Consider the following 26,306-nt stretch of genomic DNA (forward strand, 5'->3'; position numbering starts at 1 on the left):
TGGTCATTTTTTAATTAATCCTACATATCTTGACCGTCTGTTTAGCTAAAGCACAAGAATGTCCATAGGCATTTTTTATTTTCCTGATTTTCTCCTATTATCTTCTATGCATAGCAATTGGCAATTCTCAGCATAGTAGGGGGATGTCCTTTAAAAAGCTTTTTGAGGAATATAGACACCAATATCTTTAAGGTAAGCATTTACCCACAAAGTCAATTTCTCTTTTGCCTCTTTTGGTGATAATATATCCCAAATTTCAACAGCTCCTGATAAATTAAAGTATTGAGCGGTATCTCGAACAAGATTACGCCGCTCTTTTCCAGTTAACATTTGAATTGTCCCAGCTTCTTGCTGTTTACCAACGTAATCTAGCATTTCAAATAGAGCTCTCATTGCCACTTTGTTACGAGATAAATATTTGTTTTCTATTGTTTGTCCTGCTAAATCCTGATCTTCCAACAATAGTTTTGTATATTCATAAGGGTCAGCCAATGCTTCATCATAAGTTAGCTCTACATACCACCATAGTCGTGATAAACCATTACGATACATTCCTTTTTGTCCAAAGAAATATCGTGTTTTTATGAATTCTACTGGATCTCCTTGAGCTTCTTCAATAGGCCAACGTTCTCGCATAAACTGCCAATATTCTGTATGTGTTAACAAAGTCCAATAGTTTTGATCTGAGGCTAAAGTATATGGTAAATCTTTATAATATGTGTATATTCGAATAGCATTATCTAAGTCATCCGCACTACGTTTTTTTAAATCTGTAACTTTTAATTGAGCAGAATTAGAAGATGGGACACTTAATTCCTGTCCTAACCAAGATTCATCCGATTTATACAGTTCCAAATTTGTTTGAATATAGCCTTTTAACTCTATTAGTTTGGTATGTTCTAAGTATAATTTTTTCATTCCTATCCTCCATTCGATTCAAGATATTTTATTCGCTAACAAGTAAATCACTTAACGAATTAAGAGCCTCATTTACAACATCTTTCAAAATTTTATGAGCAATTACAGATGCGCCAGTTTCATTGATCTTTTTTGGCTCAATTTGAAGTTGATCTAGTTGATATAAGATCGAGTTATACCATTCACTGTCTTGCACTGGATCTTCACTATTCCCTTGTTCAACTTCGCATATATAAGTTAAAGCATCTATTAACGCCGGTAAATAATACATCGTTATTAATAATGGATTAACTTGCTCATAGCGCTGAATATCTGATATTTGGTCATACACATTTGGTGGTAAATAGATATCAATGATTCCGTTACCAAAAGATAATTCATATGGTTCTGGATTCTCTTCTTCTGAAGCACGTAAGTTAAAAATTGATTTTGCAGGTACAATTGGATCTTTTTCTATTGGTAAGGATACACCTGGGTCTACTGCCAAGTACGTACCTTTTTTGAAAGTTAGTGCTACCCCGTTATAATCTTCATGTAACAACTCATTTTCATAATCAATGATAGTTGTATTAGCAACTACCATAAAACTAACATCTACTTGTTTAGTTAGTTTCTTTTGAGGAATGCAGAAAATTATTTCTCTATTTGTTGTTGTGAATGCGTCACGATACATACTAGCTGCACATTCTATATGTGTAACAAATATCGCTTCATGATTATTAATTAGCTCCTGTAAGCGAGTATTATTGAGTTCAAATTTTACTTTGAACTCAACAATTCCTTCATTTTGTGGAGTTACTTCAATAAGCGTGGCTTCAAAAGAGCTATTTGTATAATCGTCATTAAATTCTGCTAATACAGGATGAGGATAAGCTGTCTTCTTTATTTTCATACTGTATGAACCTCCAAGGAATAAGGTGTTAATTCATTCAATGTTATTTGTAATTCACAACGTTCATCTTTTACAAGCCCTAATGGACCAACTACATTATCTGTCAATGAAACTGTCGTTAGTTGATTACCTTTTCTCAGCTTTACATCATTCAATGAAATATCTACAAATCTCCCATTTTCACCCATCGCTTGAATTTGTAACTTTACATTGCCAGTGACCTTTGGTGTAATTACTACTTTATAAAATTCATTAATCTCATCATAAATTGAGCGTACCTTTGAAACATTACCTTTTTTCTCTCTAGGCGGTTTTGGATTTGGATTTGGTGGTTTTGGGGTTGGATTTGGGTTATTCTTGCGTTTCTTTTTCTTAGTTTTTATTAGTTCACGTTGAGAAAATGAAAGAGGTACGATTTTAATAGACTTAATTTTCTCTTTTAAAGCTTCTTCGCTAATCTCAGCTAAAGGTTCCGATTTGTCACTCTTTTTAGGTAAGATTTGTTCTAAGCCTATTAAATCAATTGACTCCTTTTTAATTTTAGGAGCTAGTCCATGAACATTTCCGGAAATCCATTTGTCAATTTTTTCAATAACCCTTTTGATTTCCTTATTTTTTTGTACTTCTTCATCCTCTGAGTTTTCATTTATATTCACATGCCAACCTTTATGTGTAGCTGTTTCAGTCTCAGATAATATTTTATTTAAGTCAGGCCCTTTGATAGTTAAGAAACCCACAAAGCGCACAGGTGGTTTTCTAAAGTTATCTTTGTTGAAAATCTTCATACCCGAAGATCGATTCATTGAAATAGTGTTACTAAACTCGTCGCCTTTAGCTAAATAAAGAAGCACTGGCTGTTGCTCAACTACATCTTTAATATTTATAACAAGACTAAACGGCTGTCCCTCAGTTAATGCGGTGTAAAACTCTTTAATAATATGGTGTCCAGAAGGCTCAGACTGACAAATTTCTTCAATAATGTCAGGCAGAGTATCTTTAGAAATCTCTTTGCCATCTACATTGACTATTAGTTTTTCTTCATAAAATGCTAAAAGAAAGTTTTCAGAAATAACTTTAACAAAATGATCTTTCCAGTTTTCATCAAATTTGAATCCAAAAATAAACTTATCTGTACCGACTTCTTTCCGTTTAAAATCATCCGGTAAAAAAGATAAATCAGTAATTGGTTTATATCCATTTTTTATCCCATAGTAAATATTTTCGCGATATTTTATTCCATCCTTTTTATAAGTGGCAAGTTTTGCTACTCCTTGAAAGCCCATTTCGCCTTGTTTGTTAAGTGTTCCATACAAAACCGCGCTGTATCTAGAGGCTAAGAAGGGGGCGTGTTTACCTAACCCACGTGATCCATTAGAACCGGCTGGTTTATCAGAATGTCCGCTACTTTTCACTAAGGAATTCCATGTACCTTCGTCGTCACTAGTAACATCACTTAAGCCAATTGTATTAGAATCCCGAACGGCTAAAATTACTATTTCCTCTTCAACTTTCATCGTATTATACATTTTATCGAAGTGTTTATAAGTTTTCGGGTCATTTTCCCATGAGCCTCGAATTGATTCAATAATTCCAGTTAATTCATCTAATTTAAACAAAGATTCGTCTTTTTTCACTGTAAATGTTTTAAATTCTAATAGAACCGGTCCATCTTTTTTAGGATCTTTAGCATCAAGCGCATCCTGCGTCAATTCTCGCGGAACATGATATAAAGGGTTGTCTTTAAAATTTTCAATTCCTGCATGATTCAACCCACTACGTGAATTATCTGTATTTTCAGCAGAACTCCATCCAATTTTATTTTCTACCATTTCATACACCTCTTTAATTATTTATGAAACTTAAATACCGTAGCTTTTTCTTTTTCTCCATCATTAAATTTAGTTTTTAATAAACGTAACTCTTCATCTAACTTAGATAATATTTGCTTTACATGTTCATCGGTAAAGTCATAATTGTTACGATTCGCTAGGTTACCAATTAATCGTATTTTCTTTATTATTTCGGTAACCCTCTTTTCAGCAAGCTCTTCAAACTTCTCCCGCTTTTTATTTTCCGTCATATTATAGACACTCCTAGTTAACATACTATAAATATAGTTAGTTATCACACTCTTATTATCCTAACAACAATCAAATATATAATCAATTGTAAAATTTAATTAAATTACTATAATTACATTTTGTATTATACATTTTTAATATATTTGAGTAATTTGTTTAAGTAAAAAAACACAACAATAAATAAATGAAAATCTTAATAGTGATTCGAAATCAAAGACCTCTAATTTGGCTATTTCATTTCCTAGTCAAAGTCCTGATTTTTGGAAAAAACATATAAAGGAGAAGTTTATTATTGGATTTATTAAAGAAACTAAAATGACGTTTGACTCGTTTGCACAAGACTGGATAAAGGTATATGCCCAAAATGCAAAAATAAGCAGCGTTAGAGCACGTAGTAAAGAAATGAAACACTTTATAAAAGTATGGGGTCCCTATCCACTAAAAAAGATTAGCAAACAAATTTACCAAAGACGAATAGTAGAACTATCTGAAAAATATAGCCGTAATTATGTAAGTGGTATTCATGCTTGTGGCCGAATGATTTTTAATCATGCAGTTGAGCTAGGACTTATTAAAATTAATCCCACGGAAAATACCCAATTACCAAAATATCAAGTAAGGGTTGAGGAGATTGAAAGCCAACAGGAGGAAATAAAGTTTTTAGAAAAAGAAGAGCTTGCATTATTTTTACGTACTACTGATTCAGATGGTTTAGAAATGGATTCCTTAATTTTTACTACATTATCCTATACAGGTTTACGTATTGGGGAGTTACTTGCTCTTAAATGGTCTGATTTTGATGAAGAAAAGGGATCATTGCGTGTTACTAAAACCTTATACAATCCCAACAATAATTTTAAGGAATATAAGTTACTTTCACCTAAAACAGCAGGCTCCATACGAACCATTTGAATTGATGAAAGACTTGTTAAAATGTTAAAGCGACATGAAATCAAACAAAAAGAGATAAAATTACAAAAAGGATCCTTCTATATAGATAACCAGTTTATTTTTGCACGAGATGATGGCCATCCACAATTAAGAAAAGTGGTTGAAACTAGGCTAAATCGTTTATTAAAAAAGGCAGATATTGATAAAAATAGTACCCCTCATTAATTCAGACATACACATACTTCTCTATTGATTGAAGCGGGTGTAGGAGTAAAGGAGATTCAGCAGCGTATAGGACATACAGACATTAATACAACCATGAATATTTATGCTCATATGACCGCTAATATGGAAGAAAAGGCCTCCCACCAGTTCAGTAAACTGATGAAAGACCTTCTCTAATTAAGATGGTTTTTGTGAAAAAAGTGAGCATTTTTTGCTTACTATGAGCAAAAGTATGAGCATTTATCTTTATTCCACTTAAAAACCCCTATATATCAAAGCTTTATGATGTTTGTTACATCATGCTGCCCATGCCGCCCATGTCAGGCATTCCAGCACCGCCGCCGTTTTCTTCTGGCTTATCTGCGATAACAGCCTCTGTTGTTAGGAACATAGCTGATACAGATGCAGCGAAACACTGATATAATCATGTTTTACTTATATTTGCTTAGCAATAACCACTTCTAATGATAAAGCTTTAGAAACAATTATAAAATGGTGTCAGTAAACTGTAAAGTGGTTAAATTTTTATTACCTGTTTTCGGTAACTGGTTTTAATCTATGGCATATTCAATGTGAGTGTAGTTTAAAGTTTTGATTATTCTCCTTTCTACTCTTGTACAACTTAAAAGGTCAGGGTCAAATATCATTAAGTTATATCCATTTGTACTCAATGTGCTTTCAAAGATTATGCCATTATACCCGGCTGATTCAGTTTCATTAAGACCTTTTATATAATCCACAAAAAATTGAGTGGGTAAATATTCCAATTTACTATCGCCGCTACGAACAGGTTTAGATATAGCTTTAGTCATTTCATGAAAAATCTCCAAATTTATTGCATATCTGGTGGGGTCATCAGAACTAAAAACATCCAATGATTTTAACAATCTAAAATCAACTACTTTTAGTTTTTGTCTTATTGGAAATTTTCCTATATACACTGTATCACCTATACTAGGACGAATTTCACTTATTACAGTTTCTTTTTCACTAGCTAAATATAAATGGCTAATTCCTTCCGAATTAGCTCTACCAGCAGTTGCAAGTGATGGAGGCGGTGCGCCCATGTCTTCTAGTCCTAACTCCGCATTGTTTGAAATCCTTGCCCTGTAAAAATCATCTTCATCTACTGTAATTGTGATTGTATCTATATAATCATTCAATACCTTATAATTCACATGTTTTGAATGAAATCTATTATTATGCTTAATGTATGTAACAAACTCTTCCCAAGAATGTCCTTTCAAAACGGAATTTTCTTCTAGATAATCCTTATTCATCCATTCTATAATTCCTACTTGATTATTTAAAAATTCAATCTTTTCTGGGTATCTTTGTTCCAAAAGCGTATTTAAAAACCTATGGATTTTGCCACCATTGAAATTATTAAATATTTTCCAATTTTTTTCGAACTCATCCTTAATACTTATTAGTTTATATTCAGAAAAACCGTCGATTCTTAATTCCTCACCCAAATGAAATATATTTAAAAGGTTATTAAACTGTTCATCTAAGCCCTTATTATCGTGTTGAAGATTATATACATAAACATTTCGGCATCCACAGTAATCGCAGTCTCCTAGGTTATCTAGACTTTTTATCATGCTTTTAATCTCAGACGAAGTAAAACATTTGACACAACAATTCATTTATTTACCTCCTAGTCTAACAGACTGCCCATTAGTTCTAAATGGTGCATAATAGATAATTTCTTCAAAGTTGCTAAACCAGGGTATGTTCCTTCCTTATAATGTCTTAAAAAACACTCCATAGCAAAAGTTTTCATTCTTTTATCTGAGCTATATTCCTGATACCATCTTACTAGTTTATCTAGAGACTCAGAAAATTTACCTGCCGGGTCACTAATATCACTATTAGAGTCTGATACAAAATGCATTATCTCTAAAGCGCTCTCATCGTTTGGATAAATAATATGTATCGCTACTGCATACGGGGCAAAACCACCGTCATTATATTCTTTTCCTACAACAGAATAGTCTGAAAACCCAAAATATCCTTCATTACTGAAAAAAAGATGTTCCTCTGAAAAAAATTCTCTCTCTTGTTCCAAGTAGTCTACGTTTCTAGGAAGTTTATTGAATTTATCATCTACTCCCGCTAATCTTTGACCAATTAATTGTCTTCTAAAAGAATTATCAGACGGAATAACACTAAGCCAAGGATTCTTATCTGCAAAAATTCCCTTATATAAAGGTACAAGGCTTCTCTCAGAGTGAATAATTGCTAATCCCTCTAGGTTGGCGTTATATTCATCTTGCAATCTATGTATTTCATTACCAGAATTTTTATTCAAATGATGTCCTATTATAATAGAATTACTCTGCATTAATACTTTAAAGTGGTTAGATACAGTAGGTAATTTTAATTCACCTGTGAATGAACCCACCCTTGGATTTGATACTAATATTAATTTCCGATGATTCTCTTCAAATGCTTTTACCGTAGAAACTAATGTAGAACTCAATTTAATTGGCTCAATAATTGGTATTATTTTCTCACTTAAAAGTTCCTTAGACTGTAATTCTCTAAGAGCTAGTAAATCATATTGTCTTCCTCTTATAATTGGAAAGTACATTTCCTCTCCCCCTAGCTTAAATTTAGTTTGTCATATATTTGAAGTAAATCTGAATATTTAAACTTACTAGTATATACTAACCATCTTATTTCCATAGGTAAGGCTTTTAATAAGCTCTTACCCTCTATGTCATTTCTTTGTCTTAACATATAGAATACTAAACTTTGCGCTTCTTTAATATTAATCTCTTTAAACCAATGTAAAGAAGTTTTAAAATATAATACTGGTGTTACTTTGGGTAAAGTGCCGTATTTCATTAACAGAATTTGTTCATATTCTTTTTTACGTAATAACTTAAATAATACCTCGTGATTTAAATTGCTATCATTTTCAATAGCCTTTCTTCTAAGACTCAAATTAACATTCTCAGTCAGTACAATAATACCTACTGAGGGGTTTAATTCTTTAACTACTTTGTAAACTGGATAATAATTCTTTTCAGATGTAACTACGTACACTAAGTTAAACGCACTTGAATAATCGTCTAATTGGTACACTAATCTATCAAGGTTATCTAAATCAGTTTTTATTTCATAAACCATCCCTTTATTACGATTAATTAAAACAAAATCTGCTTTTGATTTTTTAACAATAACTTCAGCAAATGCAGCGGTTGTTGTTAAACTGTACTTACCCAATACTAACTTATTAAATAAAGTGTTTTTAAAGAAAAATTCATTTCTATAACCATTCTTTAAAAAATTATAATTTTTCTTAAGTTCCTCATTAAAAACCTTTGAATCAAATACGTCTGTAAACAATTTATCCATTAAAAATTTTTTGCTAAAAAATCTGTTTATGTACATATAATCCAAATTAATCACACTTTCCTAACTACTACAGCATTTAAATATATTAATACAGGGTATATAATGTCAACATGAAATAAATCTAGTAATATTATCCCATACAAAACCAATAAATCACAAATAGAATATAAAAATTTGCTTAGCGGATTAATGACTGACCTAGAACAATTTTATATGTTGTCTGGGATTATTGTTCTCCAATAGTCTTCTTTAGAATCTTTTATCTCATATTTCCCTATCCCTTATATTACCTCCTATAGATTTAACATAATGGTCTAGTTATTGTACTAATACCTATCTGAAAGGGGGTGCTTTCCACTAAAATAATAATAGTGTTTGTTGACATTACAATATGCTGCTTCACTCCCACAAGTCGGTTTATTTTATTGCGTATAAAAGTTAATTTTTGTTGTCCAAATACTGTCTATTGAGGTATTTCTTTCGTGCGCTAAAAAACATGCTAATTAATTTAATAAGAAACTAATGGGATATAGTATTTTAGGTCTATTCCGTCTGCTTATTCTGGGGGAATCTCAAGAACATGCCTTTTTATTGCTTCATATATGGATGCTCAAATATAGCAGAAAGCTGTAAAGATTACGATGGAGAGTGTTGAATCAATTTTCTCATTTGCAAATGGTATATAATCTTTCAAAAAGCCTATATCATTTGTTTTTGTCTGGCTGTTTTTTCTTTTTATTCTTCTCTTTTTACTGTTTTTAGACATACACTTTAATACCTCCTTTAACAGAGGTGTTCCACTGACCTTCTTTTAGAAAACAAGATTTTACAATAAAGGTTAAAACCCACCCGTTTACAAGAACACTTGTTCGGTTGTATTATATTCTAAAGGAGGTGGGTATTATGATTAGAGATCGTGGCGCAATTAAATGGACTGCTATGATGCTGCCCGAACATGTAAAGCAACTAAGGGAGTTTGATTTAGAACAAAATGAAAAAGTGAAACCTGAACTTGATGAACAACAATTGGAGTTAATTGAAGAAACAATATGTGAAGCAATGGCTGAAGACTTATTCTTATGTATTACATACTTTAAGTACCATGATTTTCACTTACTTATTGGAAAAGTACACTATCTTGATGACTCTAAACGTGAGTGGAGGATTGTGGACTACCACAATGAACTACATAAAATTAATCTTGATGATTTGGTGGATGTGAAATTTCATTAACCTTTAATATATATACAGAAGCATTCTTAAGGATTTACGCTTTTTGGTGTGAAAAGACCTCCTTAAGAAACAAAAAAGCACCCTCTTTGGAGTGCTTTTTTCTTACGCATTATGTTTGTCTAAATAAGACTGAAATTTTGGAGCATGACCATACAATGCTTCAAAAACTTCTTCGTATCGTCCTTCTTCATGTAAGGATTGAGCAACTTCTTCTGCAAAGTGGTAATTATGATTTCGATGTGGGACAATTTTATAAATTTCAGATTCATAATGAACACTGCTTATTTTTTCACCTATATCACATGATGATCTTAAAGTATCAAACAAATCTAAAATCCTACTGTATTGTTCTCTGGTTACATCATGATCAAAAAGGACTCTATCGACTTCTGAATTAGTAAACAATAATCTTTGTCTAAATTCAATAAAATCAAGGCGTTGTTCTAATTCCTTTTCCATACAGTTCTCCTCCCTTCTACCTACTACTTTCGACCCGAAGGGAGTTATTTCCTTTTGACCATCTAAATTTTTCCATATTAACGGCTCAAATAAATGGTTATTAACTTGCGGGATACACTATTGATCTTAGATTTCTTATCTAACTTTTGATAAAGAATGATGGTGACGATGCCATTCAAAGTAATTAACAGTACTTTCGTTCCAATAGTCACATTTCTTTCCTACTATACTGTTTAGATAATTCTCTAAAGCTTCGGTACTTGTTTTACCATTTGATTTTACAGTTCCATTCAAAATTGTAATGTATCCTTTCTCAAATAAATCATCACAACCAAATTTACACATCGGCATAATTATATTTTTAAAATCCAGCTTTTCTTCTTTGGAACAAAGGGATCTTTTTTTAATATGTGCTGCCACTAAAAATGAAATCGGATACTCTTTTCCGCAAATTCCACAATTCGATGTTGTTTTATTGCGAAATAATGTAGTTCTTAAAAAACCTTGTTCAGCTCTACTCTTTGATTTCCCTTCAGTATCTAAGTCCTTCCAATCGAAGTTTTCAATAATATTCTGATATTCAACTTCACTAACTGGCTGTATTACAGTTTCACTATGAAGACCAAAATAGCTTAGTACGGATTCACTCTTATCTTCATCAAGAACTGCAAACCCTTGTACCTTATAATTTTCTGCATAATCTACAACTTTGTTAAATAGGGAGATTTGTATATCATGTTCTCTTATTTCATCTAAAAAATATATGTATTCCCATGTTTCTCCTTTGATGTTAAAACCCCAAAGATTTTGCGCCAATTGCTTATTTTGTATTTTAAAAGTTACAAATCCATATGAGTACAAGATTTTATTGGCGGAAAAGAACGTTACATCAGCTGGTTGTATTTTACTCCATTTATTAGCATTGACGTTATTTACACCCGGAGTGACTCCCCACGTCGGAACTAATCCGTCTGGGTACATATCCTTCAAATAATTGTACTCTTCAGAAGAAACAAAAGGTTTTATCCTTAATATATCTACAGGTCTTACCAATGTATCAACATAGTGTTCTCTGGCATCTTTATTTCCCGTAGGCTGAAGTATTACTCTACTCATTCCTCACACTCCATCCAATAAATCTTTATATTTTGTTTAGACAACGCAAGCTTTTCCAATAAGCAGCAAGTTCTTCTTCTACTTTTCTATATTTTTAGAAATAGCTTCATCACTATCTTTTCATTCATATACTATAATAATGAAATTGCTAAATCCTTTGGTTTATGAAATTAACTCCAATTCTGTTTATTTATAAAAGCTAACACTTTACTGGTCAATTGATTTATCCAATCCATTGGTACACTTTTTTCATGTATTTTATAATCCAAAATGCTTCCGAAAATACTTTTCGGTTTCCTCATGTTTAAACCAAATATACATCCCTTTTTTAGCTCTGGAAAGTAATACTCTATAAATATTTCTTATTAATTCTAAAACTAATTCTGTAGCATTTATCTCAGTTAAAAATTCATCGATGCTGTACGGTTGCCCATTGTAGAATACCTTTTTATTCTTGCTAATAAATGAACCTCCAAATGTCTCCACAACTTTACCAACAAAAGTATTATCGTAATTATCTTTCATAGTAACTTTCCACTGTTTATTCTGAGTGTCATAATATAAATCATCCCAGAATATTAAGCCAACATAATCAAATTCTAGTCCTTGAGCTGTATAGATACATCCTACTTGTTCTAAATGACCAGCATATTTTTGCATATACCATTCATATTGCTTATTAACATTTGGATTCCATGCTTTTTCAAATACCTGACCATCTTTATCAGTAATACTAATATCATTTACTTTTCCATTCCACTTCCAACAGAACGGGGCAAGCCATTTAGCCTTAAAATCAGAAGATATTTTTTTCTTTAGCAAATGGTGAATATCATCTAAAGAGTCCAATATACGTAATTCATAATTCTTTAAATCTACTTTGCCAGGATTTGTACCTTTTAAAAATAAATCAAGGTTTTTCATAAATGTCCCACTATTTTTTGCCCGCTGTTGTGTTTGAAGTGTCAACGTTGGTGGATTGCAGCCTAAACATTTGGTAATATTATCTAGTGTGCCTTGTTCTGTTATTTTGATTCGCTGGTTATCATCTTGTAACAATATTATTATTTGAAATCTAGTATATAGATTTGCTAAAGCATGTTTTGGATCTGTTAATCTATGAGCTTCATCAATAACAACAATTTGTCCAGTTTCCTTAAATTTTAAAATTGCATTTACAGTCGGTAATTGGGCTGGTTCAGCTAATCCGTGTTCTGCTGCATAATCCTTATTAACACCATCAATAATGGCTCTAAGAGTTTGTGGGATTGTCCCAAAAAACGATTTGGGGTATTCTTCTATATAGTGACGAATTATATCCAATCCTAAAATTGTTTTACCTGTGCCTGCGTCTCCATGAATTACAAGTACCAACTTCTTGTTATGTGAAAAGGCTTGATCGATTAATCTAGTCGCATCAAGTTTCACGTCTCGCTGCTCTTTTAATAATGCAACAAACTGTTCACCTTTCATTGCTTTTGTTATTCCTGCAAGACTTGCTTTACTCAACGAGTAAGTTCCTTGAGTAAATAATTGGAGATTATCACTAGTAACAGCTTGGTTTACAAATGATTGACTTAAAAACAATTGGAGTGCTTGTGTATCTTCTTTAGTAAAACAAGACTTCATATAATTCCTCTTGTATATTTCGTGTGGAGCTTCAAACAATTTATTTTTAAGTACAAAGTTCGGAAGATAACTCATTGAATTTAATTTAATAAGTGCAGGGTTATTTTGAAGTACACTATGATAACATTTTAATGATTTTAAATATTGATGTACTTGAGCTGCTGGATGTTGACGAATTGGTTGGTCTTTAACACCTATATCAACATGATGAGCATCGGGTGAATCCTTAATACTTCCCCACTCTTTTAACTCCACAATCATAATTCTCATTTGACTTTTATGTGTATATCCGACTAGAACCACATCCAGTCTAAGCATATTTCCTGGAACAAAATACTCCAATATTATTGAAATTTCATCTAAATTAGCCTCCTTAATTTGTTGGACTAACTTATGAATCGAAATTCCCCAAGATTTTTTCTCTTGTTTATTAAACTCCTCAAGATTAAGTTTATTTTGATTTACACCTTCAATCATTAGGCAATTAATTTCTTCTGGGCTTAGACCATAAAGTGATTTAACTTGTCCACAAAACAAATGCACTATACCACCACTTTCTAAAAATAAACTTGTATTAAACTATAGATTGTTTACCTGAACGGGGTAGAATTTTTATAAATGATGAAGTAAGCAAATGATATTCCTTAATTTTATAAAACATTTTTAAATAACTTGAGATTACTGAGAACATTCAGCTAATTTACGGTAAAAGTATTCTCAAGAGTAATAGCTTATTAATCCAATACTATAGATAAACTAAAAAGCACATAACCGTATTTAAACCAACTCATTTTCAGTGTCACACCGGTAACATTCTTTTAATTCATTCAATTGTCCGCAGTCGGAATAGCTACTGGATTAATACACGTTGGATTAGTTGGACATCCCGATGAAAAAAGGAGAAAGCTTGTTGGCTCAGCTGTCAACTCAGCAGCACACCTTTGTGAGGAAGTAAGTAAATCTGGTGGAGGGATTCTAATTTGTGAAGAGACAGCCAAATTAATAGAAGATGAAGATAGTACACGTGAAACGAAAGATTTTTGTTGTTCCTATGTTAAAGCCTATACAATTTCAATAAAGTCTGAATCCCTATGTTTATAATTTTATCTTTTCTAAGAATTGTGTAGGAATATGTCACATGAATAATTTAATGTTCATGCAGCATCTTCCTATGTTCCAAAAAAACAGCAGCACGCTTCCCTATATCGTAAGCTATATCCCTACCCTGTTTTAATATAATAAACATGACTTAAATATTAAAAAAATTTTAATGCATAAACATACCCATCCGTACAAGAAACATATACCTTATCATCGTGTATTATTGGTTGACCTAGAGCAATTTTATATGTTGCCTGGTTCAAACCATAAAGGATTATTGTTCGCCAATAGTCTTCTTTAGAAAAGTCTTTTAATCTCACAACTTTCTCTCCCTTATATTACCTCCATTAAATTTAACATAACGGTCCAGTAAGTGTACTATCTATCTGACAATACACAGGGGGTACTTTTCACCAAAACATTATTACACTATGCGGGTTTACTTATATGCTCTTCTGTCCCCACACACTGACTTATTTTCATACGTAATATTTAATTTATTCATATATAAATAATGCTATTAAAGCTGTTTTTACCGTGCGATAAAATATTACATTATCTCAATAAAACTACTAAATTACTTATAAAATTATACACAGGGTATAATATGAAAAAAAGTAATGAGGTGTATGAGTTGAAGGAAGAAAAGGTTATTTTGTTATGTCCTTATTGTGGAAACACGGCTCCTATGAAATTGCTGAATAACTATCAAAAAGACACATATGTACCTATTACATTCGATGAAGAGGCTCAATTTGTTGATATATTCCAGGTATTTGGATGTCCAGTTTGTGATGGGTACCAACTAGTTTATACACACTGGAACTCCGAAGAAGGTTTTTATGAGGATACAAATCTTTATGAAAACGGTGAGATTCTTTTTCCTTCCTTTGAAGTGGTGAATCTTTACAAGTTACCAAAAATTATAAAAGACGCTTATGAATCAGCATTAAAAGTAAGGAATATTGATAATGCCATTTGCGCAATTGCACTCCGAAGAACACTCGAAAGAGTTTGTAAAGATAATGGTGTTGTCAATGGTAAACTTCATCAAAAGCTCAATCAATTACAACAAAAAGGAATATTACCTCCATTAATGGGGGACTTATTTAAAGTAATAAAGGATTTTGGAAATATGGCAGCTCATGGGGACGATGTTATTTTTGATAAATCATTAATCGATGGTATGTTTAGATTCACAAATAAGATATTAGAATATGTGTATATCCTACCCCAAGAAATGAATCAAGCGAGAATAGAGCTAGAATTATTAGCTGGAGAAGAAGGACCTATAAATGAAAAAGAGGATAAACCAAAAAGGAAAAGTATTAGTCAGACTGATGAATATAAAGAAAGAGACCCTTCTTAATTGGAACGGTCGGATTTATTTTATTTGAATAAATTCTCAATCCAGTAAACAAGGTCTTTCCAAAACGAGAAAAGCATTATTATGCTCGCAATAACAGAAGCAAAAATACCTGTTAATACAGGATGATTGGTTAAAAAATTTGGTTTGCTTGGCGATGAGTTACTATTGTTATTGTGGTTATGACCAATAATTGAGCTTTTAATTTTATTTCCGTCGCCAATTTTAATATTACTCATGCCGTTCTCCACCATGTCCAATAATACTTGATTTGATTTTATTGTTATCTCCAATCGTTATTGACTTATCATATATAACATTAATTATGTATTGCTCAATTCGCTCCAATTTCTGTTTATCATCTTCATTGGAAAAAACATCCAAAGAATCTAAGTTTCCAAATTCCTTTTCAAGTTTTAAGATAATACTAGTAAGTCTAGTCTTCACGCTTGAAATTACACCTTGAAATTGATTATCGCTAAAATTCAAGGTCATCCTATATACTTGTAAATTTTCTTGAGAAACTACCTGACAAGTTTCACTGGGTACTTTTATTTGTTTTGGTCCCTCTTTTTTGATTAAGCTTAAGACAGCTGATACACCATCTTTTAAATATAAAGTTAGTATAGTTTTTATATCAAGCTTACTTAGGTGAGCCAGTGGGACAGGTGAATTAGTATGTTCTATTCGATAAAAAGGATTGCCTAATGTATACATACCAATTGCTTGTCCTTGAAGAATCCTATAATTAGGTAATTCTATTGAATTGTCATATCCCTGAATTTCACTTTCAATCCACTTATTTATTTCGTAATTTTCCAAATCTGAAAGTATGACTTTTAATCTTATTAGCACACTTTCAAGAGTGCCGCTTCCACTAACTAAGTCCTTTAATATTTGACTTCTTGCCATTCGACTCAGCTCCTGTTGTTTATAATTGTCTCAAATAAGGCAGTAATAAAACTATCCCGTTCTATTACGATAGTTTGTTATTTTCGACAAAGAACTTTAAATTCCTGTGTGAAATAGGAAGAGTACAGTAGCTTTGACTCATAGCTATAAGGATGCTTCCCCTTTTATTGGTATTAAAAGGAACCATAAATGCAATAGCCTTTATGGTTGCTTCTATATAAATGTCCAAGCGGCTGCTTAAAACATATCAGCTTATATTTCAATTACTTATTGAATGCTCATATTCTCGTATGACTTTATAAAATGAGTTTTTTTTCAAATCTAATAAGTCCATAAATTCTACCCCTGTTATCTCTCTCCCCTTCCATTTAGAATAGTTACTCTCCAATGTTTTTCTTTGGTCCTTCTTTAATGTATTAAGATTCAATTGTGGTCTACCTAAATGTTTTCCTTGTGCCTTTGCGATTTTTATCCCTTCAGCTTGTCTTTGAAGAATATTATCTCGCTCGCGCTCACTTACAAAGGCTAACACTTGTAATACCAGATCAGATACAAAAGTTCCTAATTGGTCTTTGTACTAGCTTTAATATTTTGTGTAATTTCTTCCCATTCCTTCTTTACCTCTTTTGCATTTCTGCCGAATCTGTCAATTGATTTAATATAAAGTAAATCCCCTTCCCGTAAACACTGTTTTAAAGCTTTGTATTGGCTTCTATTTGTGTTTATTTGTCAATAAGTTGTCTTACATACACGCTTAAAAACACTATCCCTGTTTTGGAGATAGTGTTTTTTTATTGGGAATTTTCTTAGATTCCACTTTTCGACCAGGAAGGTTTTTTTAAGGATTTATGAGATTATATTTATCTATCCTGCAAAAAAACCAAATCTTAAATTTTACTCTTATGAATGACAAGTAATCAGACCTTAAGCCTATTTAACAGTTCTCTAGCCAATAAAAGACAACAAAGTGGTTATAAGATACGTATGTTCTATTATGCTATATGCTAAAAGGAGGTGTACATTATGATTCGAGACCGCGGGTCAATAAAATGACTGCCATGATGTTGCCAGAGCATGTTAAGCTACTAAGAGAGTATGACTTGGACCAAAGCAAGAAAGTAAAACCCGAACTCGATGAACAACAACTTGAGTTATTTGAAAAAACAATTTGCGAAGCAATGGCTGGAGATTCTTATTTGAGCTTTACATACTTTAAGCATGATGATTTTCATGTACTTATTGGGAAAGTCCACTTTATAGATGCTTAAAAGCGGGAGCTAAGAATATTCGACTACCACAATGAACTACATAGGCTTGTACTTGATGATTTGGTTGATGTGAGAATGCATTAGCCTTTTGTGTTTATAATCCACCAAAGAGCAGCCTTAAAGACTTCCGTTTCTTTGTATGTACCACAGAAAAATATATGTTTTAGTTTTCGTTATAGTAATCCTCAAGGGTGCATTCCATGCAATTCACTTTATTATGGTTCTGTAAAAACCTCATTAGAACAGTTTTGATTTCCATATCTGTCATTTCATTAATATTTTCCTTATAATAATCAAGATTCACACAGACACCTACCCTTTGATTTTTTACATAATTCGACAATGCAGGTCTAAGGTCCTTCTTAACAACAAGATAAAGCACCCCTTTTTAGGAGTGCTTTCATTATTTTTGTGTTATATTGTCCACTGTATCGGCGTTTATCTATTGTTCCGACTATCTCTAATAGCAAATTCTGCAGCTAAAGTCTGTAAGGTTCGATTATGAATTAAAAATCCTAATCCATTAAAAACGATTACCTCAAATTCTTCACTTTTTTTATTTTTGCGAACTTCTCCTGTTGCATTTAAAATCACTTCATCATTTTCCTTCATGAAGCGTTCTATATTATGGAACAATCCTTGATATTGTGGATTTAATGAGAAAAATGCTTCTTCAAATTTTACTGGAACAGTAACTCCATTTTTTTCGACTATTACTGCAGCATAAGAATCTTTAAATTCAATATCCTTCGCTTTTCCAGTAACTGTTCTGGTTTGCCCTATATCAGTATCTTTTAAAGCATCCACATCTCGTTTATATAGCCTTGTACCTGTATTTTTCATATTTTCGTTAATTTTATTTGGGTCTGATACGATTCTTTGCGCTGGACTATCATTGCCTCCTTTTGTTGTTTTAGCACGATTTTTGGGTTTCCTTGCGTTTCTTTCCTTTTCTTGCTTTTTATTTCTTTCGATATCACTCATATTTTCAAGTTCAAACGCTTCTCTTAAAGACCTTGTAATTTGCTCTTGTGAAACAGTACCATCTTCGTAACCATTTCGACCATTTGTTGCCCGTTCTCTTGTTTTTACAAAGTAGTAAAGGCATTGTTCAGTATGTGGGCTTTCTCTCCATGTACGAAAATGGCTTCTATTTCCAGGGAGAGCTACAAAAGATAGTTGTGCTGAACAATTGGGTGTAGTACAAAATAGCTTCCCTTTAAATTTTTCGCTGTAATCACCTGAGGTTATATCGCTAATACTTATGAGTTGGTCTCGATTTTCATCTTTATAAATAGCTTCTATAATTCTCGCCATTTTCTTCACCTACTTTTTTACTATATTTTATATACTAATAATACAAAATATTCTAATTAGTGTCAATTTTTTACACAAATTACTTACAATCGATAGGTGCTAAACTTTAAATAAAAGAGTGCAGTCATATTTGAATACCGCGTTTTTAGCATAAGAAGAAATACCCTCAATCTTAAGAAAGAGGGTATTTAGACTGAAATATTCATTTAGTTACCTTTTGATAAAATCCTGATTTTATCAAAGTTACTGATGTCCTATTTTTCTTAGCATTGCAAGCTGTACGATAATCTGTTGTGAAAGCTGATAGTCAAATATTCAAATTGTTTAAAGGATTATATCTATCGTTTTGCTCCCTTAATTCATTTCCCCACATGGCTACATACTTCATCGTTACAGCTATATTTTGATGTCTCATAAGTCTCTGGATGGCAAATGCACTCATACCTGACATTGCAAGTCGATGGCAAAATGTATGACGAAACGTATGGGCAGAAACCCTTATTCCTTTAAAATTCATTTTTTGCCCAAGGTATCTAAACACTAACATCAAGGAATTATCGGTCATTTGGGTATTACTTCTTTTAACAAATACATATTCGCTTACATCATCCCAATATTGTTTACAAAAAACAAAGTAAGCAGCTAATTCCTTCGCTAATTTATCTGTGATTGGTATAGTTTCTTTTCTCCTATTTTTTCCGAATACAGAAACCGTCTTATTGATTAAATCTACGTCAGACCATTGAAGGTTTACGATTTCTCCTCGTCTTATTCCTGTTCCTAATATGGTAATAATGATGACGTAGTCACGATATGCAACGTAACTCTTGTCCCTTTGCTTAATACGCCTGTAAAAGTTCAATATTTGACGTATCTGCTCATCACTAAAGACCTCAATCTTTACATCATCTTTTTGTTGCTTAATTTTCTTAGCGGGATTTGTCTTAATGACCTCACATTCAACTAGGTAATTTAAAAATGCCCTAATCCTCAATAGCTTGGTGTTAATGGTTCCCGCCTTGTCCCCTTTTTCTTGGCATTTTAAAAGATACTGACGAACGTGGCTATAGGTAATTTCTTCGGCATTTACAATCTGTTGTTCGATACAATAATCCACAAACTTGCCTAAAAGCATTTGATAGTTTTTAATATTCGTCTTTGTCGTATTTTTAAATCGCCTGTCATCCAAAAAGTCCTGATACGCAAATTTTAACAACACAAAAAACCACTCCCTTATTTTTATAGGAAGTGGTTATTGCTATTGATATAAGTTATTTCCATGACTACTTCATAAGAAGAACGTGAAAATGAGTAGAAAAGGGCGGAGAAATAGCCTTAGCTATCCCTCCAATGCTTGGCTTAAAAGCCTTACATCATGCCGCCCATTCCGCCCATGCCCATTCCGCCCATGTCAGGCATTCCGCCGCCGCCAGCATTTTCTTCAGGCTTATCTGCGATAACAGCTTCTGTTGTTAGGAACATAGCTGATACAGATGCAGCGTTTTGAAGTGCAGAACGAGTAACTTTCGTTGGGTCAACGATGCCGGATTCGAACATGTTTACCCATTCGCCAGTAGCAGCGTTGAATCCGATTCCGATTTCTTCGTTTTTCAAGCGCTCAACAACTACAGATCCTTCAAGACCAGCGTTGTGTGCGATTTGGCGAACTGGCTCTTCCAATGCGCGAAGAACGATTTTCACACCAGTTGCTTCGTCACCGGAAGTTTCAAAAGCTGCAAGTGCACGAACAACGTTCACTAGTGCTGTACCACCACCGGATACGATTCCTTCTTCTACTGCTGCACGAGTAGAGTTTAGGGCATCTTCAATGCGAAGCTTGCGCTCTTTCAACTCAGTTTCTGTAGCTGCACCAACTTTGATAACGGCTACTCCGCCAGCTAATTTAGCCAAACGCTCTTGAAGTTTTTCTTTATCGAACTCAGAAGTAGTTTCTTCTAATTGAGAACGGATTTGTGTTACGCGGCCTGCAATTTTGTCAGACTCGCCAGCACCTTCAACGATTGTTGTGTTTTCTTTCGTTACAACAACTTTAGAAGCTGTTCCTAGTTGGCTGATGTTCGCAGACTTAAGGTCAAGTCCTAGCTCTTCAGTGATCACTTCACCGCCAGTCAGGATTGCGATGTCTTCAAGCATAGCTTTACGGCGGTCTCCGAACCCAGGAGCTTTAACAGCAACTGCGTTGAATGTTCCGCGAAGTTTGTTTACTACTAATGTAGCAAGAGCTTCACCTTCAACATCCTCAGCAACAAGCAACAATGGCTTGCCTTGTTGAACCACTTGCTCTAATACAGGAAGAATTTCCTGAATGTTTGTGATCTTTTTGTCTGTGATCAAGATGTAAGGATTCTCAAGAACCGCTTCCATTTTGTCAGAGTTGGTTACCATGTATGGAGATGCGTATCCACGGTCGAACTGCATACCTTCAACCACTTCAAGCTCAGTAGTGAATCCTTTAGATTCTTCAATTGTGATAACGCCGTCGTTTCCAACGCGCTCCATAGCTTCAGCGATCAATTGGCCTACTTCATCGTCAGCTGCTGAGATGGCAGCAACTTGAGCGATAGACTCTTTGCCTTCGATCGGCTTGGAGATCTTTTGAAGTTCTTGAACGGCTACTGCTGTAGCTTTTTCAATTCCTTTGCGAAGAACCATTGGGTTAGCGCCGGAAGTTACGTTTTTCAATCCTTCACGGATCATGGCTTGAGCAAGAACAGTCGCTGTTGTAGTTCCGTCACCGGCAACATCGTTTGTTTTGCTTGCTACTTCAGCAACCAATTTTGCACCCATGTTTTCGAAAGCATCTTCAAGCTCGATTTCTTTCGCGATTGTTACACCATCATTCGTGATAAGAGGTGAACCAAATTTCTTTTCAAGAACGACGTTGCGTCCTTTTGGTCCAAGCGTTACTTTTACTGCATTTGCAAGTGCATCTACACCGCGAAGCATTGCGCGACGAGCGTCTTCACTGAACTTAATGTCTTTAGCCATGTGTAAAACCCTCCTATAAAGATTAAATTTTTTGGTTAATTACGTTAAAGCTACTGATTCAGCTTTTTTTAAAGCGGTTGATCAGCTTTTTAAAAAAAGCTGTTATGTAGTAGCTATTCAATTTGTAGGTTTGCGATTAGCCGATGACAGCCAATACGTCTGTTTCACGAAGAATAAGGTACTCTTTACCTTGATACTTCACTTCTGTTCCTGCGTATTTTGAAAAGATGATAGAATCTCCCTCAGAGACTTCTAGCGCTACGCGTTCTCCTTGCTCAGTTACGCGGCCTGTACCTACTGCAACAACTTTGCCTTCTTGCGGCTTTTCCTTTGCAGAGTCTGGTAAAACGATTCCGCTTGCAGTCTTTTCTTCACCTTCTACAAGCTCAATCACAATACGATCACCTAGTGGCTTTAACAAGTGAAACACCCTCCTCAAAATAATAGAAAGTTTAAATTTATTAGCACTCTGATTAAACGAGTGCTAACTCCATTTCCTATAATAAATAATTTTTTTCCACTTTGCAAGTATAGACCTGATGGTTTTAAGAAAAATTTATGAAGGGGGTCCCATGCCATGTTTTCAAGCAATCTATGTTAGAATAGGGAGATACATGGGAATGCTGAAGACATGACCATACCGAACCTAACTAAAGGAGTAATATACATTGACGAAGCGTTACTTATGGATTGTACTCACTTATGTACTGATGCAGCTGTCAGGCTATGTCGGTTACCCCCTCTTGAATTCTCTTGGCATTCCAAGGGATCACTGGGCCGGACTTTGGGGAACCATCAGCTTTCTCGCTGCTCTTGTGATCGTTCTTCTTCTCCTCATTCCCGATATGAAAGACCCGTCTTTACGAGGAGGGCGCGTATCCCGTTCATCCGCTGTCGGCTGGGCCATTCTCGGAATCTTCATGGCTTATGGGGCGCAGATAATTGCCGGACTTATTGAAATAAAACTGCTTGGCATTAAGCCAGGCTCTGAAAATACTCAAATGCTCGTTAAGATTGCGAAACTCACTCCTTACTTTATGGTCGTGACCTCCATTGCCGGTCCGATCCTGGAAGAGATCATTTTCCGAAAAATTATTTTCGGGAGCCTGTATAAACGGTTTAACTTTGTGATCGCAGCGCTTATCAGCTCACTGATTTTCGCAGCGGTACACTTTGATTTCACCCATCTGCTCGTTTATACAGCCATGGGATTTGTATTTGCATTCCTGTATGTACGGACAAAACGCTTGCTCGTTCCCATTGTCGCCCATGTCTCCATGAATACCCTCGTCATGCTCGTACAGGTGGTTTTTGCTGATAAGATCAATGACTTGCAGGATAAAGCGGAGAAAATGCAAATGATTATTGGGGGACTTTTCTAATGAGAACATCACCATTTTTTATGAGCGGTTTATATACTGTCATGGGCATCCTTTTCACCTGGCTCGCCATTCATTATTCCAATGAATACGGCGTCACCGGGATCTGGACCCTGATCACCATGCTTGTGGCGACCTTTGATTTTGCCAATGCGATCAAGTACTACAGGCTGCACCGCCACATAAAAAAATATAAGAAGTAACACAAAAGCCGGTCCTCTTTTAAAGGAACCGGTTTTTTTACTTCTTTTCAAATCGGCGGATGGAGAATGAAGAAATATCTTGTTCACTCTTTCCCGCTATGATTAATTCGCTTAAAACCTGGCCTACTGCAGAGCTGAATTTAAAACCATGTCCTGAAAAGCCTGAGGCAATGGCCACGTTAGAATGGTTCGGATGCAAATCGATGATGAATTTTTCATCTGGCGTCATAGTGTACATACAGGTTTTACCGAATTTCAACGGCCCGCCTTTTGGCATATAGCGGTTCAAAAAACCAGCAAGATCGGATTCATCTTCCTCTTGTTCACCAAAAAGAGCTAATGGCTCATCCGGATTGATTCGATCGCCTCCATCATGCCGCCCCGTCTTTAGCCCCGAACCGTTGATGCTTGGGAAGCCGTAATAAAGACCTTGAAGTGTATCTACAGCAAATGCTGGAAAGGATTGAGATTTATAAAGTTCTTCATGGGCATCGAACCAGGCAAATGTTTTTCTCACCGGTTTAAGAGGAAGATTCAGCTTTAGCTTGGCAAGGAGAGGCCCAGACCACGCTCCTGCCGAAACTACCAGGGCATCTGAAGAAAATGTCTGTTCCTCCGTCCTAACGGTTACTTTCTTGCCTTGGATATACAGTTCTTTAACCTTATGATTGGTCAGAACCTCTGCTCCGTACTTTTCTGCAAGCTCTCGATAAGCTTCGATACATTCCTCGCATTTTAGCACTCCGGACGTTGGCTCATAGCATCCTATGTAGTTTTCAGGCAATGTCATTCCCGGCCACCGCTTGTTCACTTCATGCGATAACAACACTTCAAGGGGCAGAGAATAGGTCTTTGAACTGGAGATAATGTTCTGAACGAATTTGGATTGATGATCCCCGGCATTCAAGACGCCTGTTTGAAGAAACAGCTCTCTGCCTGTCTCTTTCTCCAGGTCTCTCCACAACTCCCGTGCTTTCAGAACGAACGGAACATACTCTTCTCCCTCAGCGTACGCATACCTTATCATTCTTGTATCCCCGTGGTGGCTGCCTTTATTATGCGGTGGATCATATGAATCTAACAATAAGGTCCTTTTTCCGCTCTTCGATAAAAATGATCCTGCCGCCATTCCCATAGAACCGGCTCCAATGACAATAACATCATAGTGCATGATTTATTACCTCCATATAGAAAAGCGCAAGCGCCCTGCTAAAGTCCGACAAGCGCTGGAGCTAGACATTACATCTATGCAAAGCTTTCAAGTAAAAAAACACACCCCGCTAATCGAGATGTGTCTTTTCCAATTCTAGATCAAGCATAGCTTCTTCTTCTGCTTTCAGCCGCTTTTTATAGGCATTGGCCGAAATTAAAATACTGATCTCATACAGAATGATGAGCGGAACGGTGATGGTCAAGTGTGAAATCAGCTCTGGAGGACTGATCAGACCCGCCACAACGATAATTCCAAAATAAGCGAATCTCCTGATCTTTCGTAAAAAATGAGGAGTAACAAGCCCAAGCCTTGTTAAGAACATGACAAGGACCGGAAACTGAAACAACAAACCAAACGGCAGTATTAAACTGAACAAAAATGAAAAATACTCGTTAATCCCATATTCCCCTTCGACATTCAGCGAATTCGCAATGTTCGACATGAAATGAACGACGAGCGGAAACAGAATGAAGTAGCCGAAGCTCAGTCCGGCTGCAAACAGCAGAAAGGAAACCGGAATGTAAGAGAGCGTTACTTTTCTTTCATTTTCAAAAAGACCGGGGCTGATAAAAGCCCATATTTGATAGAGCGCTACCGGCAGGGAAAGCAAAAGCGCAATAATAAAAGCAAAATCTATATATACCTTCAGAGGATCGGTAAGATTAAACGCGTTCATCTGGATGTCTTTTGCTACATTGTCACTTTGCAAATAAACAATGACGGGCTTGGCAAAAAAGAGACCCACAACCATAAAGAGAAAAAAGAAAACGGCCGTAATGACGATACGGTTTCTCAATTCACCCAAATGGTCGTAGACCGGCATGTTTTTATCTGTCATTTTGTTCATCCTAACTGCTACTTCTGTTCGTTTTGGAGAGACTCTTTTTCTTTTTTGTCGTTATCATGATCATCCATGAGTCCCTGTGTCGCATTTTTAAATTCTCTTAACGTTTTTCCTGCTGCCCGTCCAAGTTCCGGAAGCTTTTTCGGTCCAAATACGACTAATGCGGCCGCGGCGATAAACACTGCACTACCTGCTCCAATCATTCCAGACACCTCCTTTACTGCAAAATGGAAAATCTATAAATCAACTGATGGGTAATGTTTCATAAAATAAATCAAAGACTGCAATTCCACTGCTAAATCAATATGATGCACCCTGATCTCGGCTGGCAGTGTCAGGCGCGCAGGTGTAAAGTTCAAGATGCCTTTGATCCCAGCCCGAACGAGCTGGTCGGCAATAAACTGGGCAGAGCCCACTGGAACCGTCAGGATGGCGACTTCTACATCACTTTCCTGAAGCTCCGCTACTATGTTGTCGATAGAATGGATCGGAACTCCAGCTACTTCTTTTCCTACCTTGGCCGGATCCACGTCAAAAGCGACCTGGATGACTGTATTATTGTTTTTTATAAAGTTATAGTGCAGGAAAGCGGTCCCTAAATTTCCAACGCCAATCAAAGCAACCTTTGTTACTTCATCCTGGTTAAGCGTTTTCCGGAAAAAAGATAAAAGATAGTTTACGTTGTAGCCGTAACCCTTTTTCCCGAGAGCACCGAAGTAGGAAAAATCCCTTCTGATCGTTGCTGAGTCTACTTTTACTGCTTCGCTAAGCTCTGCAGAAGATACCCGCTGCTTTCCTGAAATGGAAAGGTTTTTTAGAAAACGGTAATAAAGCGGAAGCCTCTTGGCAGTTGCCTGCGGTATTTTTATCTGTTCCTGATTCAT

General features: G+C 34.9%; 29 protein-coding genes and 1 pseudogene. 7 read left to right on the forward strand and 23 right to left on the reverse strand.

From position 1 onward, the window contains the following. Window positions 1-150: 150 nt before the first annotated feature. The 4 genes from OKX00_RS21980 to OKX00_RS21995 are packed head-to-tail and all read right to left on the reverse strand — an operon-like array spanning window position 151 to window position 3,890. Complete coding sequence (locus OKX00_RS21980) at window positions 151-918, reverse strand: DUF6339 family protein (RefSeq protein ID WP_265408866.1); 768 nt, start codon at window positions 916-918, stop codon at window positions 151-153. A gap of 28 nt (window positions 919-946) precedes the next feature. Then, window positions 947-1,810 (reverse strand): hypothetical protein, encoded by an 864-nt coding sequence (locus OKX00_RS21985; RefSeq protein ID WP_265408867.1) that lies wholly within the window; start codon window positions 1,808-1,810, stop codon window positions 947-949. Beyond that, window positions 1,807-3,639, reverse strand: coding sequence for a hypothetical protein (locus tag OKX00_RS21990; RefSeq protein WP_265408868.1), 1,833 nt, complete (start codon window positions 3,637-3,639; stop codon window positions 1,807-1,809). The genes OKX00_RS21985 and OKX00_RS21990 overlap by 4 nt, the downstream gene beginning before the upstream one ends. 17 nt (window positions 3,640-3,656) lie before the next feature. Beyond that, entirely contained in the window at window positions 3,657-3,890 is a 234-nt protein-coding gene (locus OKX00_RS21995) for a hypothetical protein (protein ID WP_265408869.1), read from the reverse strand. Between the two features lie 226 nt (window positions 3,891-4,116). On the opposite strand from OKX00_RS21995, the gene OKX00_RS22000 reads away from it, so the two are divergent. Together OKX00_RS22000 and OKX00_RS23450 are read left to right on the forward strand one after the other, a co-directional pair. Beyond that, window positions 4,117-4,803: a tyrosine-type recombinase/integrase gene (locus OKX00_RS22000; RefSeq protein WP_265408870.1), complete on the forward strand. Its 687-nt coding sequence runs from the start codon at window positions 4,117-4,119 to the stop codon at window positions 4,801-4,803. Between the two features lie 228 nt (window positions 4,804-5,031). Continuing rightward, window positions 5,032-5,184, forward strand: coding sequence for a tyrosine-type recombinase/integrase (locus OKX00_RS23450; protein ID WP_416054275.1), 153 nt, complete (start codon window positions 5,032-5,034; stop codon window positions 5,182-5,184). Between the two features lie 115 nt (window positions 5,185-5,299). Here OKX00_RS23450 and OKX00_RS23455 read toward each other — a convergent pair. The 5 genes and pseudogenes from OKX00_RS23455 to OKX00_RS22020 all read right to left on the reverse strand — a co-directional run. Beyond that, a pseudogene (locus OKX00_RS23455) lies at window positions 5,300-5,416 on the reverse strand (hypothetical protein); the annotation flags it as partial. A gap of 142 nt (window positions 5,417-5,558) precedes the next feature. Continuing rightward, entirely contained in the window at window positions 5,559-6,656 is a 1,098-nt protein-coding gene (locus tag OKX00_RS22005) for an RES family NAD+ phosphorylase (RefSeq protein ID WP_265408871.1), read from the reverse strand. A gap of 11 nt (window positions 6,657-6,667) precedes the next feature. Continuing rightward, window positions 6,668-7,603 carry a sce7725 family protein gene (locus OKX00_RS22010; protein WP_265408872.1) on the reverse strand — a complete coding sequence of 312 codons (936 nt, stop codon included), beginning with the start codon at window positions 7,601-7,603 and terminating at the stop codon, window positions 6,668-6,670. An 11-nt stretch (window positions 7,604-7,614) separates the two neighbouring features. Continuing rightward, window positions 7,615-8,373 carry a sce7726 family protein gene (locus OKX00_RS22015; protein ID WP_265408873.1) on the reverse strand — a complete coding sequence of 253 codons (759 nt, stop codon included), beginning with the start codon at window positions 8,371-8,373 and terminating at the stop codon, window positions 7,615-7,617. 610 nt (window positions 8,374-8,983) lie between these two features. Next, window positions 8,984-9,139, reverse strand: coding sequence for a hypothetical protein (locus OKX00_RS22020; RefSeq protein ID WP_265408874.1), 156 nt, complete (start codon window positions 9,137-9,139; stop codon window positions 8,984-8,986). A 137-nt stretch (window positions 9,140-9,276) separates the two neighbouring features. Between OKX00_RS22020 and OKX00_RS22025 the strand changes: the two genes are divergently transcribed. Beyond that, window positions 9,277-9,606 (forward strand): YolD-like family protein, encoded by a 330-nt coding sequence (locus OKX00_RS22025; protein WP_265408875.1) that lies wholly within the window; start codon window positions 9,277-9,279, stop codon window positions 9,604-9,606. A 102-nt stretch (window positions 9,607-9,708) separates the two neighbouring features. Here OKX00_RS22025 and OKX00_RS22030 read toward each other — a convergent pair whose 3' ends face one another. The 4 genes from OKX00_RS22030 to OKX00_RS22045 all read right to left on the reverse strand — a co-directional run bounded on the left by OKX00_RS22030 (window position 9,709) and on the right by OKX00_RS22045 (window position 14,231). Beyond that, window positions 9,709-10,065, reverse strand: a complete 357-nt coding sequence (locus OKX00_RS22030; protein WP_265408876.1) for a DUF1878 domain-containing protein — start codon at window positions 10,063-10,065, stop codon at window positions 9,709-9,711. Window positions 10,066-10,200: 135 nt separating this feature from the next. Then, complete coding sequence (locus OKX00_RS22035) at window positions 10,201-11,181, reverse strand: HNH endonuclease (protein WP_265408877.1); 981 nt, start codon at window positions 11,179-11,181, stop codon at window positions 10,201-10,203. A gap of 258 nt (window positions 11,182-11,439) precedes the next feature. Beyond that, window positions 11,440-13,353 (reverse strand): DNA/RNA helicase domain-containing protein, encoded by a 1,914-nt coding sequence (locus tag OKX00_RS22040; RefSeq protein ID WP_265408878.1) that lies wholly within the window; start codon window positions 13,351-13,353, stop codon window positions 11,440-11,442. 713 nt (window positions 13,354-14,066) lie between these two features. Beyond that, complete coding sequence (locus OKX00_RS22045; protein ID WP_265408879.1) at window positions 14,067-14,231, reverse strand: PQQ-binding-like beta-propeller repeat protein; 165 nt, start codon at window positions 14,229-14,231, stop codon at window positions 14,067-14,069. 314 nt (window positions 14,232-14,545) lie between these two features. Between OKX00_RS22045 and OKX00_RS22050 the strand changes: the two genes are divergently transcribed. Beyond that, on the forward strand, window positions 14,546-15,280 hold the full coding sequence (locus tag OKX00_RS22050; protein WP_265408880.1) for a DUF4145 domain-containing protein: 735 nt from the start codon (window positions 14,546-14,548) through the stop codon (window positions 15,278-15,280). A gap of 20 nt (window positions 15,281-15,300) precedes the next feature. Here the strand turns inward: OKX00_RS22050 and OKX00_RS22055 are convergent, their stop codons facing one another. Further along, the gene (locus tag OKX00_RS22055) at window positions 15,301-15,516 is read right to left on the reverse strand and encodes a hypothetical protein (protein ID WP_265408881.1); all 216 of its coding nucleotides are present in this window, start codon (window positions 15,514-15,516) and stop codon (window positions 15,301-15,303) included. Beyond that, window positions 15,509-16,189, reverse strand: a complete 681-nt coding sequence (locus OKX00_RS22060; RefSeq protein WP_265408882.1) for an AbiTii domain-containing protein — start codon at window positions 16,187-16,189, stop codon at window positions 15,509-15,511. Before OKX00_RS22060 ends, OKX00_RS22055 begins: the two co-directional genes overlap by 8 nt. 1,049 nt (window positions 16,190-17,238) lie before the next feature. Between OKX00_RS22060 and OKX00_RS22065 the strand changes: the two genes are divergently transcribed. Beyond that, window positions 17,239-17,457: a YolD-like family protein gene (locus tag OKX00_RS22065; protein WP_265408883.1), complete on the forward strand. Its 219-nt coding sequence runs from the start codon at window positions 17,239-17,241 to the stop codon at window positions 17,455-17,457. A 438-nt stretch (window positions 17,458-17,895) separates the two neighbouring features. On the opposite strand, the gene OKX00_RS22070 is transcribed toward OKX00_RS22065, so the two are convergent. The 4 genes from OKX00_RS22070 to groES all read right to left on the reverse strand — a co-directional run bounded on the left by OKX00_RS22070 (window position 17,896) and on the right by groES (window position 22,204). Next, window positions 17,896-18,774, reverse strand: a complete 879-nt coding sequence (locus OKX00_RS22070; protein WP_265408884.1) for a hypothetical protein — start codon at window positions 18,772-18,774, stop codon at window positions 17,896-17,898. Between the two features lie 307 nt (window positions 18,775-19,081). Continuing rightward, entirely contained in the window at window positions 19,082-19,993 is a 912-nt protein-coding gene (xerC, locus tag OKX00_RS22075; RefSeq protein ID WP_265408885.1) for a site-specific integrase, read from the reverse strand. Between the two features lie 149 nt (window positions 19,994-20,142). Continuing rightward, the gene (groL, locus tag OKX00_RS22080; RefSeq protein WP_265408886.1) at window positions 20,143-21,783 is read right to left on the reverse strand and encodes a chaperonin GroEL; all 1,641 of its coding nucleotides are present in this window, start codon (window positions 21,781-21,783) and stop codon (window positions 20,143-20,145) included. A 136-nt stretch (window positions 21,784-21,919) separates the two neighbouring features. Beyond that, entirely contained in the window at window positions 21,920-22,204 is a 285-nt protein-coding gene (gene groES / locus OKX00_RS22085) for a co-chaperone GroES (protein ID WP_053356067.1), read from the reverse strand. A 247-nt stretch (window positions 22,205-22,451) separates the two neighbouring features. Here groES and OKX00_RS22090 point away from each other — a divergent pair, with 247 nt between their 5' ends. Both OKX00_RS22090 and OKX00_RS22095 read left to right on the forward strand, forming a co-directional pair. Beyond that, complete coding sequence (locus OKX00_RS22090; protein WP_062239968.1) at window positions 22,452-23,165, forward strand: CPBP family intramembrane glutamic endopeptidase; 714 nt, start codon at window positions 22,452-22,454, stop codon at window positions 23,163-23,165. Continuing rightward, the gene (locus tag OKX00_RS22095) at window positions 23,165-23,365 is read left to right on the forward strand and encodes a DUF4305 domain-containing protein (RefSeq protein ID WP_053356069.1); all 201 of its coding nucleotides are present in this window, start codon (window positions 23,165-23,167) and stop codon (window positions 23,363-23,365) included. The genes OKX00_RS22090 and OKX00_RS22095 overlap by 1 nt, the downstream gene beginning before the upstream one ends. Before the next feature lie 37 nt (window positions 23,366-23,402). Here OKX00_RS22095 and solA read toward each other — a convergent pair whose 3' ends face one another. From solA to OKX00_RS22115, 4 genes are all read right to left on the reverse strand, one after another. Then, the gene (gene solA, locus OKX00_RS22100) at window positions 23,403-24,536 is read right to left on the reverse strand and encodes an N-methyl-L-tryptophan oxidase (RefSeq protein ID WP_265408887.1); all 1,134 of its coding nucleotides are present in this window, start codon (window positions 24,534-24,536) and stop codon (window positions 23,403-23,405) included. Window positions 24,537-24,645: 109 nt separating this feature from the next. After that, the gene (gene tatC, locus OKX00_RS22105) at window positions 24,646-25,416 is read right to left on the reverse strand and encodes a twin-arginine translocase subunit TatC (protein WP_265408888.1); all 771 of its coding nucleotides are present in this window, start codon (window positions 25,414-25,416) and stop codon (window positions 24,646-24,648) included. Window positions 25,417-25,433: 17 nt separating this feature from the next. Beyond that, window positions 25,434-25,625, reverse strand: coding sequence for a twin-arginine translocase TatA/TatE family subunit (locus OKX00_RS22110; protein WP_053356072.1), 192 nt, complete (start codon window positions 25,623-25,625; stop codon window positions 25,434-25,436). 33 nt (window positions 25,626-25,658) lie between these two features. Next, window positions 25,659-26,306: a redox-sensing transcriptional repressor Rex gene (locus OKX00_RS22115; protein WP_265408889.1), complete on the reverse strand. Its 648-nt coding sequence runs from the start codon at window positions 26,304-26,306 to the stop codon at window positions 25,659-25,661.

Origin of the sequence: Fictibacillus sp. KU28468, assembly GCF_026153615.1 — a bacterium.
In the GTDB taxonomy this organism is placed as follows: Bacteria; Bacillota; Bacilli; order Bacillales; family Fictibacillaceae; genus Fictibacillus_C; species Fictibacillus_C marinisediminis.

Excerpts from the sequence above, each read along its gene's own strand:
- OKX00_RS22030 (WP_265408876.1), bottom strand. The coding sequence starts at position 10,065 with ATGGAAAAGGAATTAGAACAACGCCTTGATTTTATTGAATTTAGACAA.
- tatC (WP_265408888.1), bottom strand. The coding sequence starts at position 25,416 with ATGACAGATAAAAACATGCCGGTCTACGACCATTTGGGTGAATTGAGA.
- OKX00_RS21990 (WP_265408868.1), bottom strand. The coding sequence starts at position 3,639 with ATGGTAGAAAATAAAATTGGATGGAGTTCTGCTGAAAATACAGATAAT.
- OKX00_RS22055 (WP_265408881.1), bottom strand. The coding sequence starts at position 15,516 with ATGAGTAATATTAAAATTGGCGACGGAAATAAAATTAAAAGCTCAATT.
- OKX00_RS22110 (WP_053356072.1), bottom strand. The coding sequence starts at position 25,625 with ATGATTGGAGCAGGTAGTGCAGTGTTTATCGCCGCGGCCGCATTAGTC.
- OKX00_RS22095 (WP_053356069.1), top strand. The coding sequence starts at position 23,165 with ATGAGAACATCACCATTTTTTATGAGCGGTTTATATACTGTCATGGGC.
- OKX00_RS22025 (WP_265408875.1), top strand. The coding sequence starts at position 9,277 with ATGATTAGAGATCGTGGCGCAATTAAATGGACTGCTATGATGCTGCCC.
- OKX00_RS22070 (WP_265408884.1), bottom strand. The coding sequence starts at position 18,774 with ATGGCGAGAATTATAGAAGCTATTTATAAAGATGAAAATCGAGACCAA.
- OKX00_RS22020 (WP_265408874.1), bottom strand. The coding sequence starts at position 9,139 with ATGTCTAAAAACAGTAAAAAGAGAAGAATAAAAAGAAAAAACAGCCAG.
- OKX00_RS22060 (WP_265408882.1), bottom strand. The coding sequence starts at position 16,189 with ATGGCAAGAAGTCAAATATTAAAGGACTTAGTTAGTGGAAGCGGCACT.
- OKX00_RS22035 (WP_265408877.1), bottom strand. The coding sequence starts at position 11,181 with ATGAGTAGAGTAATACTTCAGCCTACGGGAAATAAAGATGCCAGAGAA.
- OKX00_RS22005 (WP_265408871.1), bottom strand. The coding sequence starts at position 6,656 with ATGAATTGTTGTGTCAAATGTTTTACTTCGTCTGAGATTAAAAGCATG.
- OKX00_RS22015 (WP_265408873.1), bottom strand. The coding sequence starts at position 8,373 with ATGGATAAATTGTTTACAGACGTATTTGATTCAAAGGTTTTTAATGAG.
- OKX00_RS21985 (WP_265408867.1), bottom strand. The coding sequence starts at position 1,810 with ATGAAAATAAAGAAGACAGCTTATCCTCATCCTGTATTAGCAGAATTT.
- OKX00_RS21995 (WP_265408869.1), bottom strand. The coding sequence starts at position 3,890 with ATGACGGAAAATAAAAAGCGGGAGAAGTTTGAAGAGCTTGCTGAAAAG.
- OKX00_RS21980 (WP_265408866.1), bottom strand. The coding sequence starts at position 918 with ATGAAAAAATTATACTTAGAACATACCAAACTAATAGAGTTAAAAGGC.
- OKX00_RS22065 (WP_265408883.1), top strand. The coding sequence starts at position 17,239 with ATGACTGCCATGATGTTGCCAGAGCATGTTAAGCTACTAAGAGAGTAT.
- OKX00_RS22010 (WP_265408872.1), bottom strand. The coding sequence starts at position 7,603 with ATGTACTTTCCAATTATAAGAGGAAGACAATATGATTTACTAGCTCTT.
- solA (WP_265408887.1), bottom strand. The coding sequence starts at position 24,536 with ATGCACTATGATGTTATTGTCATTGGAGCCGGTTCTATGGGAATGGCG.
- OKX00_RS22115 (WP_265408889.1), bottom strand. The coding sequence starts at position 26,306 with ATGAATCAGGAACAGATAAAAATACCGCAGGCAACTGCCAAGAGGCTT.
- groL (WP_265408886.1), bottom strand. The coding sequence starts at position 21,783 with ATGGCTAAAGACATTAAGTTCAGTGAAGACGCTCGTCGCGCAATGCTT.